Below are 18,607 nucleotides of genomic sequence, written 5' to 3' on the forward strand. Positions count from 1 at the left end.
GCGCATTGTTTTTGGGAAAAAGACGGCATATCCCCCGCGTTTGGTTGGGTGCTTCTGTTCAGTAATAGAATTGGGAGGGGGGGGCGCTACTTTCCAAACCCTATTCCTCTGCGCACAAACAGGTTCAATTTATCCTTGTCGAAGGTGAACGTTGCCACATCGTCCAACGAGATGGTGTGGGTCAGTGGCTCTTCCTTGATTTTGGCTGCTGCGACACGGAGATTTTGGTTTTTGATGGCCTCCAACACGACTTGGCGCACGGTGCGAGCATTGCCAAAGTATTTGTCGCGGAATTGGTGGAGGAAGGCCATGTATTTGCCCAAGTGTTCGCGGGCCTCTTCTTCCACGCGGTAATTTTCTTGCTGGAACATGAACAGGGCGATTTCGAGCAATTCCTCTGGGCTATAGTCTTCGAAGCGCAGCACTTTGTCGAATCGGCTGGCCAATCCCGGGTTTGCCTTTAGGAAGTTGTCCATGCTTTCGGGATAGCCGGCCACAAACACGAAGAACTCGCCGCGCTTGTCTTCCATGCGTTTGAGCAAGGTCTGGATAGCCTCGTCGCCAAAGTCGCCACCATGCGAGCCGCGACTGGGGGTGGTCAGGGAATATGCCTCGTCTATGAAAAGCACACCGCCCATTGCCTCGTCCACACGCTCGGCGGTCTTGATAGCCGTCTGGCCCACAAAGCCCGCTACCAGTCCCTGACGGTCGGTTTCGACAGTGTGGCCACGCTCCAGCACTCCAAGCGCCTTGTATATCTTGGCAAGTATGCGGGCGACCGTGGTTTTGCCGGTGCCGGGGTTGCCCACAAATACGGTGTGGAGGTAGAAGCGCCCGAGCACGTCGCGCCCTGTTTCGCGGTAGTAGCGCACCAGATGGACAAGTTCACGAATGTCTTTTTTGACATTCTGCATCCCGATGAGGCTGTCGAGTTCGTGCAGTGCCTTGATGAGCAGGTTTTCATCCACCGGGATGTGCGGCAGGATGCGTTTGCGTGCCACACGCACCTTGTCCACGTCGTCGCTGAGTATCACCCGCAGTGCTTCTGGCGGCAAATCGCGCACCTCTGGATGGGCCATGATGCGCAAGCCGAGTTGTATTTTGGCTTTGTCAATAAGGTCGTGCACAAAACGGGCGTTGCCAAAAGCGCGGTCGCGGCTGCGGAATGCCTCAGTGATAAGTTCATCCACCAATTCCTTGGCCTCTTTGGAAAGGGTGACTTCTTTTTCGCGGGCGGCGTATTCGGCGATTTGGCTGAGTTCCTGCGGCAGGTAGTCGGGGAACTCGAAGGTGAGCTTGAAACGGCTGCGGAGGCCAGGGTTGCTGTCCAAGAAAGTTTTCATTTCTTTCGGATAGCCTGCCACGATGATGGCAATGTCGCCGGGGCCGTTGGAGAGTTCTTTCACCAAAATCTCAACAACTTCGCGTCCAAAATCCTTGGAATCCTCGGTGCTGCGTGCCAGCGCGTAGGCTTCGTCAATGAACAGTACGCCGCCCCGTGCCATCTCAATCGCATCTTTCACTTTAGGTGCGGTCTGGCCAATGTACTCTCCCACCAAATCGGTGCGGTCCACTTCATGGACGTGGCCCTTGGTAAGCAGCCCCATTTTTTTGTAGAGGCGGCCCATCATTTTGGCGACGGTGGTTTTGCCCGTTCCCGGATTGCCGATGAACACGGAATGCACGTTGATGCCATCTTTCTCCTCGAAGCCTTTTTCCTTTCTAAGTTGCAGGAATTGAATGTATTGCGCGTGTTCGCGGACTTTCATTTTTATTTCGGAGAGGCCGATAAGCGCGTCCAATTTTTGCAACACTTCTTCGAATGTCTCGGTGTCTTCCACTTCGGGTTGCAAGAAAATATGTTGGCCTTTGTCGGGCAGCCACACGCTGTTCACACCTTCTTCCCAGTCCAGCCCCACTTCAAATGGCATGATGGCAAGCAGTTGGTCCATGAATACGATTTCGGCGGTGTAGCGGTCATTACGCCACGAACCTTTCACGTTGCTCCCCCATCCGGCGGTGATTTTTAGAGTGTCATCGCTTTTTTCCACTCGATGAAGCCGCACCACTTGCCCCTTCAACTCGCGAGCATCGTTGTAAAATTTGATAAACAGCTCGCACTGCCATTGCTTGCTCGGCAGTAGGTTTTTGAGCGCCACTTCGGCGTATATGTAGCGCGTGTCCTCGCTGTGAAATCGCTTCATGTAGGCACGTTCGAACTCGGGCGTGTCGTCGTAAGGCCCTTCGTACATTCGCAGAGAGGTGATTTGGCAATATGGATTCTCCGTCTTGGTAAGCTGGCGACCTGCGTCCTCGATGTAGAAATACTTGGTGGCGACTTTCTCTCCCTCAATCCAAGCCTCCCAATAGTAGGTTCCTTTTTTCCAAAAAACGCCTTCTTGCTTGTTGCCCCACCCTTCGCGGATGTAGCCCACTGGGTCGTATTTACTCACTTTGCGGCGGAAAGGCAGGTTGCAGATTTCCTTGCGTTGTTTTTTCACCGAGTAGCAGCGAATCTCTACGTTTACTTCCCAATCCTCGATGTCGAAGTATTTGTTGTAAAACGAGAGCTCGGCGTATATATAGGTGGTCTCCAAGCGGTCGAATACTTGGCGATACTTCTTCTTGTTGTCGGCCAGCCATTCGGTGGAGGCGTATATCTTCAATTCGCGGAATTTCCAGCGTTTGAATTCCCCGCTTTCTTGCGGTGCTTGCGATTGATGGGTTCCAAATTGCATAAAGTCGCTCGGTCGAGTAATAAGTTTTGAGGGGTGGGCTGTGGATGGTCGCGCAACATCACAACCTGTTCCTGTCAATGAGTTCCAAGAGGTCTTCGCGGTAGTTTTTGCCGATGGGCAAAAGTTTTGGCTTGTCTTTCTCCTGCACCTCCACCATGTTGCCTTCGATGGCCGCTATTTTGTCCATCGCCACGATGTAGGAGCGGTGGATGCGCTTAAAGCGCCCTTGTGGCAACTTGTCTTCCAAGCTTTTCATGGTTTGCAGCGTGATGACGCGCCCATTGAGCAGCCGAATGATGACGTAATCTTTCAGCCCTTCGATGTAGATGATGTCGTCGAAATTGACCTTGACAAGCTTTTTGTCGGCTTTCACGAAGAAAAACTCCTGCCCGTCGTGGTGCTGAACGGGGGTGCTATCTCGAACGGCCATGTCCGCGTGTTCCACTGCCTTGTTCACCGCTTTCACGAATCGCTCCAACGAGATGGGCTTGAGCAAATAATCGAGCGCGTTGAGGTCAAAACCCTGAATGGCATAATTGGGATAAGCTGTCGTGAACACTATCATGGGAGGCTTGGTGAGCGTCTTCACGAAATCAATGCCGGTGAGTTGCGGCATCTGAATATCGAGGAACATGAGGTCTATGTCGTTGTTTTTGAGTGCATCGTTTGCTTCAAGAGCATTGGTGCAGCGCTTCACGAGGTTGAGTTCGGACATCTGGCCGATGTAAGTTTCGAGCACGTCAAGTGCAAGGGGTTCGTCGTCAACGATGAGTACGTTTAGCATGAGCAGCAGGGTTTTCGGTCTTGTCTTCGGTTTCTGAAAACGGTGATTGTGATTTGAGCAGGGTCAAATTTACAACTTTCAAGAAAACATATTGGGAAAGGATTTTTTTGCTAAATCATTTTCAGGTACAAGGTCACGGCGTATCGGTGTGGCTCGTCTTGCACGCTGAGCGTGTGGTTTTCGGGGTAGAGCAGCTGTAGGCGCTGACGAACATTGGCCAGCCCGATGCCGCCGCTTCGAGGGTGATTTTGTCGCGGCACGCTTTCGGCGGCTTTGCTGTTTTCGATAAAAAACTCGAGGTCTTCGCCTGACACGCGCAATCGCAGCCGCACGAACCCTCCGCCCTGAACGTGATGATTGAGGCCGTGCTTGAAACTATTTTCCAAAAAGGGCACAAACAAGAGCGGAGCAACCATTTGGTCGCTGATGTGGCCCTCGGTGACAAAGCGGATGTCGGCCTCTTTTGGCTGGCGCAGGCGCTCAAGGTCGAGATAATTGTGGATGTACTGAATTTCCTTGCTCAAAAGCACGCGCCGCTCGTTGCACTCGTAGAGCATATAACGCATGATTTCACTGAGCTTCAGCACGATTTCTGGCGCTTTGTCGCTCTTTTTGAGCGTGAGGGCATATAGGTTGTTGAGCGTGTTGAACAAAAAATGGGGGTTGATTTGGCTTTTCAGAAAACGCAGCTCGGATTGCATGCTCTGCGTGAGCAGCACTTGTTTTTCGGTCTGATAGTGCCACCAATCCATGATGACCCGCAGGACGGTGGAAAGCAGCGTGACAAAGAGGTTGCCCAAGAAAAGCAAGAACTGCCCTTCTATGAGATTGACGCGATATGTTGGCTCATCGAAGTATTTCAGGTAAAAAACCAACACCATGATGGGCGTGACGATGGCGCAGAGCGCGATGACCAATCCAAAATAGACAAATCCGTGTTTGGCCAAATAATTGGGAATCAAGTACAGCAGGTTCGCATAGACCAAAAAAGCATAGAACAGCAGGTGAATGGCCTCGTCTATCATGGCCATTTGGAGGTCGCCGTTTTTGAGGTAATTCGACCAGAGCATGATGCTGAACAACATCAGCCAGAACAACCCGTGATAGACAGGTCGCCTGTTGAGGAAGCGATAGATATTGTCGAGCAGCTGACGGGTTCTCATACCGTTCAGAGGAATGGTGGTCGGTGGTTTGTGACAGTTGACTGCAAAAAAACCGCTGACGTGTCGCGTGGTTTTTATTTTTAGATAAAACGGGAAACCATGCGGATGAAGCAGCGGTTTCGTGACTTCCAAACGGCATCAACGACTAAAGGCATGAAAGCGGTTTTAGACATACATTTGTGCCCGAAAAAAGAAGGGATTTTCCAATGGTTTACATCACAAGAATCGAAAGATTCAATGCCGCCCACAAACTCTGGGTGGACGACTGGACAGAAGAACAGAATCGCGAAGTGTTCGGCAAATGCTCCAACAAAAACTGGCACGGCCATAACTACACGCTCCACGTCACGGTGAAAGGTCGCCCCGACCCCGTCACAGGGTTTATCATGGACGTGAAGAAATTGAGCGACCTCATCAAATCGCACGTCATTGAGCATCTTGACCACAGCAACCTCAATCTCGACGTTGATTTTATCCCCAAGGGGATGCAACCAACCACGGAGAACCTTGTTATGGTGATTTGGCAACGCTTGGCTAAGGCCATTGAGCCTTTCCCCTGCCAATTACACGCCCTTAAACTTTGGGAAACAGAGACTATTTACGCAGAGTATTACGGGGAATAAAGCGGAAACGCCGATTGGGAAAAATGCAGATGCGCCTTTCGCAAATTCCTCATTGACAGAACGTTCCTGCCGAGTCTCTCGATCTGAACGCGCCACAACTCAACGACCGCATGGCTTACCGGAAATCAGACCATTACGACGATTCGCTCACCAATCTCCTCAAAAATGGCTACCACGAAATGCTGGCTGGCTTAGGCGAGGATGTTTCCAGGGAAGGCATCCTGAAAACACCCGAACGAGCCGCCAAGGCCATGCAATTCCTGACACAAGGCTACAAGCAGGATGCGGCCCAGATTATCCGCTCCGCCATGTTTAAGGAGGATTACAGCGAGATGGTCATCGTGAAAGACATTGAGCTGTACTCCTTGTGCGAACATCATATCCTGCCATTTTTTGGGAAAGCTCACGTTGCCTACATTCCGAATGGCTATATTGTTGGTCTGAGCAAAATCCCGCGCGTGGTGGATGTGTTTGCACGACGCCTGCAAGTACAGGAACGGCTTACCCTTGAAGTAAGGGATGTGATTCAAGAAACCCTCCAACCGCTCGGCGTGGCTGTGGTAGTGGAAGCCCAGCACCTGTGCATGATGATGCGCGGGGTGCAGAAACAAAACTCCGTGACCACCACCTCAGCCTTCACTGGCGAATTTAGAAACGAAGAGACAAGAAGCGAGTTTCTTCGTTTGATTGGCGCGAAACTCCACTAATTTCGCCCCAAAATCACGGTAGCCATCTCTAAGCCTTTTTTCCAACTGCTCCCATTTTTTGCTTGCGTCATTGCCTTCGTCGGCTCCGCACAACACGACCCTTTTTTCTGGGACACGGTGCAGTTAGCCTCCAAACACGCCCATCACTTTTACGAAAACGACCTGCTGTGGCTGCCCCTCCCCGAAGACATTGACAGTGGCCACCCACCCACTTTTGGCTATTATCTGGCCTGCGCGTGGTCGTTTTTCGGCAAAACTCTGCCCGTCAGTCATTGGGCCATGCTGCCTTTTTTGTTGCTAAATGTGTGGCTGCTCTATCGTTTGGGGCAGCAAATAGGCGATGGCCGTTGGGCCTTTTGGCTGCTTCCCCTCGTCCTCTTAGACCCCGTGGTGGCCAGCCAAAGCACCCTTGTCAGTCCAGACATAGTGCTAACGTGCGGCTTCTTGTTCGCCCTCAATGGCATATTGGACAAACACCGAACATTTGTCGTGTTCGGCATTCTCATGCTCTGTATGATTAGCCTGCGCGGCATGATGACCGCTGGCGCTTTGTTCATGTGGCAGGCAATACTGCATGGACGTAATTTGAGCAAGCTCGTCGGGGGCGCAGCCCCCTTTTTGCCGGGCTTTGCCTTCGCCGCCTGGTTTTTTGGGTGGCACCAAGCGGCCACCGGATGGATAGGCATGCATCCGAACTCGCCTTGGGCACCCACTTTCGAGCCTGCGAAGGACGCGATGCTTTTCCGAAACCTAATGGTCGTTGGCTGGCGCTGGCTCGACTTTGGCCGATTGTTCGAATGGCTCCTTTTGGCATGGCTTGGCTGGAGATACTGGCCACAGATAAAGAGCAACCATACCGCCCGCCATTTCGTCTTATTGTTGTTGTGCCTCGTTGCATTTTTGTCACCATCTGCGTTGCTCTTCGCCAACGTATCTGCGCATCGTTATTTTTTGCCGGGGTTTATCGCGCTGCATTTGCTTGTTTTTCAATTAGTTGCCACCATCAGATTCAAGAAAATTCGACCAAATCATTTGCTGACGACCCTCATCATCCTCTTTGCCTTGAGCAACTTATGGGTCTATCCTCGCGGTATCTCTGTGGGTTGGGATGCTACCTTGGCGCACATACCTTACCATCGGCTGCGGGCAGAGGCCGTTTCATTTCTAGAACAAGAATCCATTGATTTTGCGCTCGTCGGCTCATATTTCCCCAATCTGAACACCGGAGAGCACCTGTTACTCAATGGCGACCCACGACGTTTTTCAGGGAAAGACTTTGTGCGCAATCAATATGTTTTCGCATCCAATGTCTTCAACGACATTTCCGACGAGGATTTTCACATCCTGCAACGCGATTGGACGCTGCGAAAAAGTTGGACAGCAGCCTCAGTGTGGGTCGAGATTTATCAGAAAAAACATTGAAACACTTGATGTGTTTTCAAAAACATAAAATTTGCACTCCGAAAAATATATTGTCAAAGCCGACCTTTAAAGGCCAAAAGTTTGGGGAAACCCGCCATTCAACGAGGCATCTTTTTTTTCTTGCTGGAAAAAATATAAATTGCCGCGCCAACTTTCACAACGCATTGTCGTCCAAGCCCTATTTTAGTTTTATGCAAGTTTCCATCCGCACACTACTCCCCATACTCCTCTCTCTTTTCTCACATATCGCTTTCGCACAAGACTGCGCCAGCCTGATTATCGAAAACAAAAAAATATCGGGTGTTCAGCTAGCTCGCACCTCTTCGCTGACCGTCGTCGTGCGTGGCAGTTACAACTATGGCATCGAATTCTTCACCGACGAAAAAGGCATCTTTGCTCGTTTCACCTCTGTGGGCGGCATCGAGTTCAATCAAGACGACCAAGTCGCATTCGTTGATGCCAACGGCAAAGAGCAGATTTACAAATTCATTGGAATGGATGAAGTGGTCACAGGCACCGTCCCTACCCACCGAAACAATCTGCGCCTCGACCTCGATGCCCTCCGATGGATTGCAGGCACAACCATCACAGGCATCAACTTCATCAACTTCGTGGATCGCCAGAAGTACAAGTTTACCATCAACCCCAATCGCCAATCAGAACTAAAAACACTTGCCTCATGCTTCTTGACCGCCCTTGACCAAGGCTCGGTGAAAGACACCCCCGGAGCAGCTATCGTACCACCCGGCAAAACAGCCGAATCAGGAGCATCCACCACAGGAACCGGCAAGCCTGGTGCAAAAACTGCCGCCACCACAGGAAGCGGCGCACCCGCCAGCGATAACGAAGTGACCAACCTGCGGGCCGAACTGGAAAAGACCAAAGAGACGCTGCGCAAAGAAATCCAATTGGAAAAAGAACGCGCAGAGGCCATCAAGGCCCAATTGCAACAAGAAGTGGCCGCAGCACGCGAAGCAGCCAACCAGAAAAAACTGGAATACTCCAACGAGGTACTCGAAGCCCGCAAAAACAGCCTTGCCGAGATAGAAAAAGCGAAAGCCGAGGCGCAGTCCTACATCGCTCAAACACGCTCCAAAGCAGAGACCGAAGTCACCAAAATCACCGCAAATGTGGAAGAGGCTCGCCGCAACGCTGGCGAGGAAATACAAAAAGCAAGGCTCGCCTCTGCCGAAGAAGTGCAAAAAGCGCGTGAAAACGCAGCCAAAGAAATCGCCTCCGTCAAGGAAAAACTCGAACAAGCCAAACTCCAGTATGCCGACGAAATCGCCACCGCCCGCGGCAATGCAGATGAAGAACTCAAGCGCATCCGAGCAGAAAACACCCGCGCCATCACCGAGGCCCGCGAACGAGCCAAAACCGAGCAAGACAAAACCACAGAGGATGTGGTGACGAGCAAAAAAACCGCAGCAGAACAAATCCTCAAAATACGCGAGGAAACCGCCAATGAAATAGCCAAGACACGAGAAAACACCGTGCTCGAAAAACAACGGCTCGCAGCCGAGCTCGCCGAAAGCCGCCGCAAAGCCGCCGAAGAAAAGGCGCTCGTGCAGCAAAACTCCGCCAATGAACTGGCCGAAATCAAAGAGAACGTGGCCAAGCAAAAAGAAGCCTCCGCCACCGAAGTGGCAGAGGCGCGCAAACGCGCCGCAGAAGAAGTAGGCCGCATCCGCAGCGAGGTGGCCAACCAACAAAAAGCCGCAGAAGATGAAAAAGCCGACATTGCCAAACAGGTGTCGGACAGCAAGCAAAAAGCGGCTCAAACCATCCAACAAGTGCAAGATGAGGAGCGAAAGGCCATCGCGGATGCACAGGCACGCAGCAAAGCACAACGCGACTCCATCGCTACCCAAGTCGCCGTCTCCAAGAAGAAAGCAGATGAAGAAATTGCACGCATCCAAGAAGAATTGAACAAGGCCATCGCAGCCGCCAAAGAACAGGAAAACAAAATCAAACAGCAAAGCGCCGAAGAAGTGCAAAAAGCACGAGAGCGCAGCGCGCAGGAAGCCATCAAAGCCCAAGAAGAAGCCCGCGCCAAAGTGCAGGAAGCCAACACCAAAGCAGACCAAGCACAAAAACTTTATGCCGACGAAGTAGCAAGCTCCAAGCAGACAGCGGAAGAGCGCATCAAACAAATCCAAGCCGAAGCCGCCGCAGCAGTAGCGGAGGCCAAAAAGAAACAGCAGGAAACCATGACCGCCTCCGCTAGCGAAGTGGCGAGCTCGCGCGAAAAAGCCGCGGCAGAAATAGCAGCAGCCAAAGAGAAAGCAGCGCAGGAAATCGCCGCCGCCCGCGAGGCACAAGTGAGAGCGCAACAGGAAAGCAGCAACGCCGTCGCCGAGGCAAAACGACAAAGCGCGCAAGCTATCCTCGCCGTGAAAACTGCCGAAGCCGACAGTATCCGGGTAGCCCGCGAAAGCAGCGCCGCCCAACGCCAAAGCCTTGCCAACGAGGTAGCAGAGGCTCGCCAAAAAGCAGCCTCCGAGATAGCAGCGGCCAACCAACAAGCAGCCAACGAAGTGAAAACAGCGCGTGAAAATGCGGCACGCGAGAAACAACTCAGCGCAGAAGCAGTCGGCAAAGCCAAGCAAGAAGCCGCCGAACAAATCGCCTCAACCCGCGAAAACGCAGCCAAGGAAGTGGCCACTATCAAGCAACAGTCCATCGAGGCCATAGCAGCCGCCAAAAAAGATGCCGATGAAAAAAAAGCGGCTTATGCCAAAGAAGTGATGGATGCTCAAGAACGCTCGCGCAAAGAAGTGAACGAAGCACGAACACAAGCCGCCGCCGCCGTGGCCGAGGCACGCAAAGATGCCGAAGACAAGCGCAAGCAATACGCAGCCGAAGCAGCCGAAGCCCGCAAACGCACCACCGAGGAAATTGCAGCCGTGCAAAAAGAAACCGCCGACGCCGTGCAGAAGGCAAGGCAAGAATCAGCGGCTACCATCGCGCAAACCCGTGAGAATGAAGCCAAGGAAATAGCAAGCATAAAGTCCCAAAGCGCAGCTGAGGTGGCCAAGGTCAAAAATGAAACCGCGCAAATCATAGCTGCCGAAAACAAAAAAGCGGAGGAAGCCAAGCAACGCCAAGCAGCCGAAAGTCAAAAAGCGGAGGAGGCGCAGAAAAAACACGCCACCGAAGCACAGAAATTGACACAGCTCCAAGCAGAGGTGAAAAAGGCAGAAGACGAGTTGCGCAGGCTAAAGGAAGAGACAGAAAAATTGAAGAAGAAGGAGTGATATCTGTCTCATAAGTCCATGAATTGCAGGATGGTCTCCACCCAATTCTCCACAGGCGCATCCTCCTCGAATTTTAAAACCGGGCAGGCAAGTTGTTCCAACCATCGCAACTCACTTGCCCGGTTTCTTAGGTTGTCATTTTCAAAATCATACCTTTTGGCCCACGTCAGAAACTTCTCATAAACCAAATGTAAATCACCTCCTTCCGACAGCCTTTCCCGCCCATAGCGACGGACTTCGCGTTCTTGGATGCGAGCAAGCCGCACCGTCATTGGCAAACCGAGATGCACGACCAAATCAAAACGCGAGGCAAACACATCGCCCCAACCACACACGGCACCGGAAAGCACCCAAGCATCCGAATCTGCCAAATCTCTCCCCATAAGTTTCCTGCGATGTTCCACATTTCTTTTTCTCCGAAAAGGCAAATCGTCGTCGGTGAACCAAACGTAGTCATCAGTATCAAAATGAAAAAAGCCCAGCCGCTCGGCTAAGGCCTTCCCCAACGTCGTGACACCCGAGCCGGGCGCCCCTAAAATATGGATATGACGATAACGGCCCAATCACTCCTCTTTTTTGAAACGATATGAATACAAATCCGTCTCGCCTTCGTAGTAGCCATCAAGCACAAGACTATTGTAAGCGTTTCTGATGGCATCAATTGCCTCTGCGGCATTGTTGACCCGGTCCCCATTGACGCTCGAAATCACGAAGCCCGGTTGCATATTGGTCATAAAAACAATACTGCCCCGCCGCACGCTCGTCACCATAGCCCCCTTCAAGCGCAGCCGCTGCTCCTCATCGCGCGAAAGGTCGCGCAGCTCAAAGCCCAACTGTCCCTCCAATTCATCGCCGCGCACCCGCGCCAACGAGGTTGAGTTGTTCAAATCCTTCAATATCACCCGGATGCGCGATTTCTTGCCAGTTCGCCAATACTCAATGCTCACTTGGTCGCCGGGGCGGAATCGGCCAACATATTCCTGCAATTCGGACGTGCTCTTCACCCGCGTATTGTTGATGCCCGTCACCACATCGCCCACCTTCATGCCCGCATCCGCAGCTGCGCCATTGAGGGCAATGCGGTTGATGAGCACCCCTTGAGCATTGGGCAAACCAATATCGCGCGCAGTCTCACCATCCAAGTCCTGGATACCGACCCCCAAGTAAGCTCGTTGCACCTCTCCGAACTCGCGCAAATCGCGAATAACTTTTTGAGCTAAATTGGAAGGCACCGCAAACGAATAGCCCTCATAGCTTCCCGACTCCGTGATGATGGCCGTGTTGATACCAATCAATTCGCCAGCAGTGTTGACCAAAGCGCCCCCACTGTTGCCGGGATTGACTGCCGCATCCGTTTGAATGAAAGACTCGATGCTCGCCCCGCCTAAAATGTTGATGTTGCGCCCTTTGGCACTGATAATGCCCGCAGTGACCGTACTTTCCAAGTTGAAAGGGTTGCCAACGGCCAACACCCACTCACCAATGCGAATAGAATCGCTATTGCCAAACAAAAGAAAAGGTAATTCCACCTCATCAATTTTCAATAGTGCAATGTCGGTGGAAGGGTCGGAGCCAACCAGCTTGGCTTTGTAAACACGCTTGTCGGCCAACGTCACCTTGATGTCGGTGCTGCGCTCCACGACATGGTGGTTCGTCACGATGTAACCGTCGGGCGAAAGAATAACCCCCGACCCGGAAGAGCCAGTAAGTGTGCCCCCTCCCCAAATACCGCCACCCGTTTCCAACAGCGCGCGTATGTTCACCACCGCAGGCGTAGCAACCTCAGCCGCATCGGTGAAATGATTGGGAGCGGCAGAATAGAAATTGCCGTTGGAGCGAGCGTTGAACAATTTGTCAACCAGCCCCGTATAGCGCACCTCTCCGTCGTTGTTGTTCCATACAACTCGGTTGGGGCGCACAAAATGGCTGTAAAAAGCAACGGACAGCAAGGAACTGCTGAGCGAGATGAGGATAAATGGCAGGTACTTTCTCATAGAACTTAGCCAGTTGTTTTGATGGGCATTGCAAATTTAAACGAAAACGCAGTGCATTGGTTTTTAGTTTGGATGGACAATTTCTCTGCCGAAAAAGTTGGAAACAAGGAATATACACCATTCGTTTGTGGTGAAAATTTGACAAAAATGAAGTTCTGGAAATACCAAGGCGCTGGCAACGACTTCGTGATGCTCGACCAACGGCATCGCCGATGGCTCACACGCGATAGTAAAGACAAAATCGCCCATCTCTGCCACCGCCGATTCGGCATCGGAGCGGATGGGTTAATTTTGCTGGAAAATCGCCCCGGCTTCGACTTCGAGATGATTTATTTCAATGCCGACGGGCGCGAAAGCACCTTGTGTGGCAACGGCGGACGCTGCATCGCGGCATTTGCCAAACATCTGGGTATCATAGAGGAGTTTGGGCGATTTCTTGCCATTGATGGCGAGCATGAGGTAAAAATGGGGCGGGGCAACTGGGTAGAGCTCAAAATGTCGGATGTGCGAAACGTCGAGCGCGCGGGGAACATCTTTGTGCTTGATACAGGCTCGCCGCACTATGTGCGTTTTGAAGAAAACTTGCAAAATGCCGACATGGTGCAAGAAGGCCGCGCCATCCGATATTCGGAGCGATTCAAGGAGCAAGGAATCAACGTGAACCTCGTCCAATTAAACAGCGACGGAAGTCTCGACATCCGCACTTACGAACGTGGTGTCGAGGATGAGACACTCGCTTGTGGCACAGGTGTCACGGCAGCAGCCATTGCCTCGTTCTTGTTCCGTACGCCGAGCGCCGGGGCAGCCGACATACAAGTACACGCACGAGGTGGCGACTTGGCCGTGCGGTTCAAAGCAAACAACGATGGCTCTTTTTCGGACGTATGGCTCTGCGGGCCAGCCGAGCGCGTGTTCGAGGGCGAAATCCTACTGTGATTCGTCAAGATTTTCAGACGACCATGATTGATGCCCTTGATTTTAAACGAATTGCGATTTCAACCACGCTGAAAATTTGACGAAGTGAAGTATCCATAGCGCAAACATTCATTTCCAACATCTTGAAACAAAAACAACCCATCAATGGCAAAGCTTCTACTGTTTAGCCTCATCCTGCTCTCAAACGCGCTGCAAGCGCAAAACGACAGCTTGCCAGTACCCAAGCCGCAGCGCATTGCAGCAACTCGGCAAGAGCTCCTCGCATCTTTCCTCAACAACGACCCCGCTGCCACCTCGCTCTGGCGAGACTCGCTCATGCGCTTGGAAGATAGTGTCCGCGTCGCGTTGGTGTGGGATGAACGCTGGCTTCTCTATTACTGGGAAGAGGCTTACGGCAACTTGTTCGACGAAGTGCCGCGCCTCGACGCGGCAACCCGGCGGCAGCTGGCACTCAAAACCCCGCCTCCTAAAGACAGCTTGTTTGAATGGCTGGACTATATCCTCTATGAAAATCGTTTTCAAGTCTATGAAAACATCAGTCGAGGTTTTTTGACAGCGGAGGAGAAGCAGTTTGCCCTTATTCTGTTTGACTATTTGCTTCGCTTGAATCAGGATGAGGTAGAGGCGGGCGAATGGAACAAACGCCTTGATGCTTTTTTGGCACTGCATCCCGAATCGCCTTTCAAAAACTACATTCAAGCCAACCTATACACCCCTAAACCAGAATCAGACAAAACCCAAAGTTCTCAGGTCAACAGAAATCAAGGATTTGGGATAGACTTTCTGTTCACAAGTGGTCGCTGGCGCGATGAGTTGGAGCGAACCCTCCGCTCACCTTATGGTTTCGATATCGGCCTCAACTATTGGCTCAAGCGATGGAACTTTGGCTTGCGCTGCAATTTCAGTTGGCAAAAACTCAATCGCCCCATCTTCGAGGGCAACTTCGAGTGGCCGAAAAACGACCCCAGCTCGCTCATCATGCCTGCGTTGGAAGTAGGGTACGATGTTTTAAACAATAAGAAACTAAGGGTTTACCCCTCGGTCGTGGCGGGTCTCAGCATACTGAAGCCCCCCAGCCCCGACGAAGAGGAGGACGACCCGCTGCCAGACTACTACTCCAACTTTGTTTACACGAAAGGTTATCTCGGCGCAGCCCTCACCGCAGACATCAAACTGAAATACTTCAGCAGCTACGACGACAGGGTGCAGGACGCTTCTTACCTCAGCGCCCGCATCCGAATCGGCTATAATTGGTTGAATTGGGACAAGAAAAACGATGCCTTGCGCGGCGATATGTTTTACCTCGCATTAGGTGTCAATATCTTTGGCAACACCTTGTAGTTCAGCATGATTAAATCCAACTTTTCACCCGCTCCATTCGATTGGCTCTCAGACCTCCAACCTGCTTTTGCCGCCCAAGCGTCGTGGCTTGACGGCTCCTACAATCGAGAGGCACTTTTTCACCTGATGTATAAATCAGAGGGTGCCTTTGCCATATCCTGCGGCGCGGGGTTGCTGGCCGAGCATATTCGACGATTCCGATTTTCGGCAGAGGTGATACAGCATCTCGGTCAAGTGACAGATGAACATGGCCGCTCGGTATTCCGGGAAAGCTTCTTGAACTATTTGCAGCGGCTACGCCTACGGGTGCAGGTAAATATCGCGCCGGAAGGTGCCCTCCTGATGCCCGGAGAACCCATCTTGGTCGTGCAAGGCCCCTGGGCGCAAATCCAATTGATGGCCTCGGCTTTCCGGCTGTTGCTATGGGAATCAACACATTGGGCAACCATGGCGGCCATGGCTAGGTGGAAGCGCGGCGAATGGACGGAAGAGGACACCCCTTCTCCACCGCCCTACCCCTTCAATCCAGAGGGCTGGAAAATCCGAGCGGCATATATCGGAGGGGCTTCGGCTGACGAAATCCTGAAAAACGTGCGCAAGCACATCCGAGAGACGCTACCGGGAGAGGGCTTGATAAAAATCCAACACGAAACAGGCGAGCCAATGGTGCAGATTCGCCGACTGTTCAAGGGCAATCAGCCATTGGGCGACGTGTGGCTCACGCAAAGTCAGGAGGAAGAAGCCAGCGTGAGCAAGACCAGTGTTCGTTTCATGGACGAAAACACGGGCCAACCGACCGAGCTCCGCATGAACCGCTTCCAAAATCTTTACCAGCCCGTGTTGGTGAAAGGTCATCCCGTGTTGCCCCCCCCGCGCCTCGCATACCTGCGTCAGCGGATGCTCAAGCAAACAGAGGCGTTTCACACGGTGCAACCGAAAAACTACCCGCATGGGTGGTATTTGTAACGGACTCGCGCGAATCGGGCGTTGAAATCAATCGAGCTTGCCAACCAAGCCTTATCCCAAAGCTTTCTTGTAAGCTGCCAGACACCTTTCCCGCGCAAACGTGTGCTCGACCATAGGAGGCGGGTAGGCAGAAGTGCCGAACTCCGGCACCCATTTGCGGATGTATTTGTTTTCCGAATCGAACTTTTTGGCCTGCTCGGCGGGGTTGAAAATGCGAAAATACGGCGCGGCATCGGTGCCGCAGCCCGCTGCCCATTGCCAACCGCCAGAATTGCTGGCAAGGTCGAAGTCGAGTAATTTTTGGGCAAAATACGCCTCTCCAAGTCGCCAATCGAGCAATAGGTGCTTGGCCAAAAAACTGGCGACTATCATGCGCACGCGATTGTGCATATAGCCTGTGAGATTCAGCTCGCGCATACCCGCGTCCACGATGGGATAGCCCGTTTTCCCTTCCCGCCACTTTTCAAAATCTTCAGGCGAGTCTCGCCATTCCACTCGCTCATATTTTAGTTGAAAAGGGCGATGGACGACGTGCGGGAAATGTGCCAAAATTTGGCTGTAAAAATCTCTCCAGACCAACTCGTTGAGATACGTCGCGTTGAGTTTTTGCGCATGGCGGGCTTTTTCCCGAATACTGATGGTGCCAAAACGGAAATGCACCCCCAATCGAGAGGTGCCATGTAGCGCGGGAAAGTTGCGCGTTTGGTCATACTGTTTGATAAGTCCTCGCGCCACCGTCGCGGGAGGGAAGGGCACATCAGCTGGCTCAAAGCCCATTTCTTCCAGCGTGGGCATCGGGTACGGCGAAGTTTTTTGGAATTGGGCAAAATATCTGGCGCTGGGGTAGGAACTGAGATAAAACGAATTGCGCTCCTCCTCGTCATGTTCATTCGTGGTGAGCATCCACTTGGTTTGCAATTTCTCCAACCACCTTTTGCTATATGGAGTGAATACCGTGTAAGGCGTGCCATCCGATTTCAGTATCTCGTCTTTTTCAAAAATAACATGGTCTTTGAAGGTGTTGAACGCGACATCGCGTTCGGCAAGCAAAGCCCTCACAGCGGCATCGCGCTCCAACGCATAAGGCTCGTAGTCGCGGTTGGTATATACCGCTTCAATATCGTAGTTGGCCAACAGTTGTGACCATGCGGTTTCTGGATGGCCGTAAAAAACCAAAAGGGTGCTGCCCAACTCCTCCAGTCTCTTTTTCAAACCCGACACGGCTTGATGGATAAACTCCACACGCGCATCTTTTCGAGGCAAATCATCGAGAATGTGGCGGTCAAAAATGAAGACTGGCAACACGGGGTTCTTGCCTTTCAATGCGTGATACAACCCCGCGTTATCATCGAGGCGCAAATCGCGGCGAAACCAAAAGATGGAGATTGGCATGGTGAGTTGACGAGTTTGCGAGGCTCATTAACTGAGGCTGCATTTCAAATTGATAATTTTGCTCACGAAACAAATTATGCCCCGCATGGTTTTTCATCCAAGTCCCGCCAACCCCGCAAACCCGCCAATTATACCTTGACTCGCTAGAACTTGTCAGATGACCATGATTGCTCTCCCTGATTTTGAACAAATTGCGCTTTTTGCCATGCCCAAAACCTGGCAGAGCGAAGTATACTTAACCCGCCAACCCATTCGATGAGGGAATATCTGAACGAATTAGACCAATGGCTCGCCGGGGGCAAGCCATTCAGCGTTGCCACCGTCATCCACACTTGGGGCAGCGCGCCACGACCTGTAGGCACCACCATGTTTATCGGCGAAGCCTTGGAGATGCTCGGCTCCGTTTCAGGCGGTTGTGTGGAAGGAATCGTGTTGCGGTCGTCAGAAGAAACGACTGCCGGAGCAGCGGGGCGATTGTTGAAATTTGGTGTCAGCGACGACGATGCTTGGTCGGTCGGATTGACTTGCGGCGGCACTATCGAGATTTTTTTGGAAAAATTTCCCGGCTGCGACAATGCCGCTTTTTGGCAAACATTGCGTCAATGCCTGATCGAGAACAAGAGTTGCGTGTGGGCCACCCGCATTTCGGAAGGGCCAGCGGCGCATCACCTTTTCATGCCGGATTCCTCAAATAGCACACACGAATCACCGCTCGATTTGCACGAGCACGCGCGTCGTGCTTGGCGCGAGCGCAAAAGCCAAACAGTGCAACAGAGCGATGAGCAGTGGTTTTTGCGGGTCTTCCCGCGCAAACTGCAACTCTTCGTCATCGGGGCCGCACATGCTTCGGCGGAACTGGTGCATCTCGCCCGATATTTTGATTTCGAGACCATTGTGATAGACCCGCGAGCGGCTTTTGCTCGCAACACCCACTTCCCGACGCCGCCAGACCGAATCGTGGAGGAATATCCAGCAGAGGTGCTGCCCGATTATTCGCTTGATGAATACTCGTTTGCGGTAGTGATGGCACATGACCCTAAAATAGACGACCAAGCATTGCATTTGCTGCTTCGTTCGCGCGCTGCCTACATCGGTGCGCTGTCGAGCAAAGCCTCCAACGAGCGCCGGCGCGAGCGATTGCTGGACGCGGGATTTTCGGAGGACGAGTTTCGGCGCATACACGCGCCTGTCGGCCTGCCCATCAGGTCGCGCACCGCGAAAGAAATCGCGCTAAGCATCATGGCGCAAATAGTGGCTGTGAAAAATCAACACATGTAAAGCCTG

The 18,607-nt window shown here is 52.3% G+C and carries 14 protein-coding genes; 8 read left to right on the forward strand and 6 right to left on the reverse strand.

The window, feature by feature from the left end:
* Positions 1–86: 86 nt before the first annotated feature.
* From KIS77_05525 to KIS77_05535, 3 genes are all read right to left on the reverse strand, one after another.
* Positions 87–2,738, reverse strand: a complete 2,652-nt coding sequence (locus KIS77_05525; protein MCW5921783.1) for an AAA family ATPase — start codon at positions 2,736–2,738, stop codon at positions 87–89.
* 58 nt (positions 2,739–2,796) lie between these two features.
* Positions 2,797–3,522, reverse strand: a complete 726-nt coding sequence (locus KIS77_05530; protein ID MCW5921784.1) for a response regulator transcription factor — start codon at positions 3,520–3,522, stop codon at positions 2,797–2,799.
* 110 nt (positions 3,523–3,632) lie between these two features.
* Positions 3,633–4,685, reverse strand: coding sequence for a histidine kinase (locus tag KIS77_05535; protein ID MCW5921785.1), 1,053 nt, complete (start codon positions 4,683–4,685; stop codon positions 3,633–3,635).
* Positions 4,686–4,891: 206 nt separating this feature from the next.
* Between KIS77_05535 and KIS77_05540 the strand changes: the two genes are divergently transcribed.
* From KIS77_05540 to KIS77_05555, 4 genes are all read left to right on the forward strand, one after another.
* Positions 4,892–5,308, forward strand: coding sequence for a 6-carboxytetrahydropterin synthase (locus KIS77_05540; GenBank protein ID MCW5921786.1), 417 nt, complete (start codon positions 4,892–4,894; stop codon positions 5,306–5,308).
* 110 nt (positions 5,309–5,418) lie between these two features.
* Entirely contained in the window at positions 5,419–6,015 is a 597-nt protein-coding gene (gene folE / locus KIS77_05545) for a GTP cyclohydrolase I FolE (GenBank protein MCW5921787.1), read from the forward strand.
* A gap of 117 nt (positions 6,016–6,132) precedes the next feature.
* Positions 6,133–7,437: a hypothetical protein gene (locus KIS77_05550; GenBank protein ID MCW5921788.1), complete on the forward strand. Its 1,305-nt coding sequence runs from the start codon at positions 6,133–6,135 to the stop codon at positions 7,435–7,437.
* 191 nt (positions 7,438–7,628) lie between these two features.
* Positions 7,629–10,694, forward strand: a complete 3,066-nt coding sequence (locus KIS77_05555) for a hypothetical protein (GenBank protein MCW5921789.1) — start codon at positions 7,629–7,631, stop codon at positions 10,692–10,694.
* An 8-nt stretch (positions 10,695–10,702) separates the two neighbouring features.
* Here KIS77_05555 and KIS77_05560 read toward each other — a convergent pair whose 3' ends face one another.
* Complete coding sequence (locus tag KIS77_05560; GenBank protein ID MCW5921790.1) at positions 10,703–11,257, reverse strand: AAA family ATPase; 555 nt, start codon at positions 11,255–11,257, stop codon at positions 10,703–10,705.
* Positions 11,258–12,688, reverse strand: coding sequence for a Do family serine endopeptidase (locus KIS77_05565; GenBank protein MCW5921791.1), 1,431 nt, complete (start codon positions 12,686–12,688; stop codon positions 11,258–11,260).
* Positions 12,689–12,826: 138 nt separating this feature from the next.
* On the opposite strand from KIS77_05565, the gene KIS77_05570 reads away from it, so the two are divergent.
* From KIS77_05570 to KIS77_05580, 3 genes are all read left to right on the forward strand, one after another.
* The gene (locus tag KIS77_05570; GenBank protein ID MCW5921792.1) at positions 12,827–13,624 is read left to right on the forward strand and encodes a diaminopimelate epimerase; all 798 of its coding nucleotides are present in this window, start codon (positions 12,827–12,829) and stop codon (positions 13,622–13,624) included.
* Between the two features lie 144 nt (positions 13,625–13,768).
* Positions 13,769–14,965, forward strand: coding sequence for a hypothetical protein (locus KIS77_05575; GenBank protein ID MCW5921793.1), 1,197 nt, complete (start codon positions 13,769–13,771; stop codon positions 14,963–14,965).
* A 6-nt stretch (positions 14,966–14,971) separates the two neighbouring features.
* A complete protein-coding gene (locus KIS77_05580; GenBank protein MCW5921794.1) occupies positions 14,972–15,931 on the forward strand; it encodes a hypothetical protein in 960 nt (319 codons plus the stop codon).
* A 51-nt stretch (positions 15,932–15,982) separates the two neighbouring features.
* On the opposite strand, the gene KIS77_05585 is transcribed toward KIS77_05580, so the two are convergent.
* A complete protein-coding gene (locus KIS77_05585) occupies positions 15,983–17,323 on the reverse strand; it encodes a deoxyribodipyrimidine photo-lyase (protein MCW5921795.1) in 1,341 nt (446 codons plus the stop codon).
* A gap of 255 nt (positions 17,324–17,578) precedes the next feature.
* Between KIS77_05585 and KIS77_05590 the strand changes: the two genes are divergently transcribed.
* The gene (locus KIS77_05590; GenBank protein MCW5921796.1) at positions 17,579–18,601 is read left to right on the forward strand and encodes an XdhC family protein; all 1,023 of its coding nucleotides are present in this window, start codon (positions 17,579–17,581) and stop codon (positions 18,599–18,601) included.
* The last annotated feature ends 6 nt before the right edge of the window (positions 18,602–18,607 follow it).

This window comes from Saprospiraceae bacterium (genome assembly GCA_026129545.1).
GTDB lineage: Bacteria > Bacteroidota > Bacteroidia > Chitinophagales > Saprospiraceae > M3007.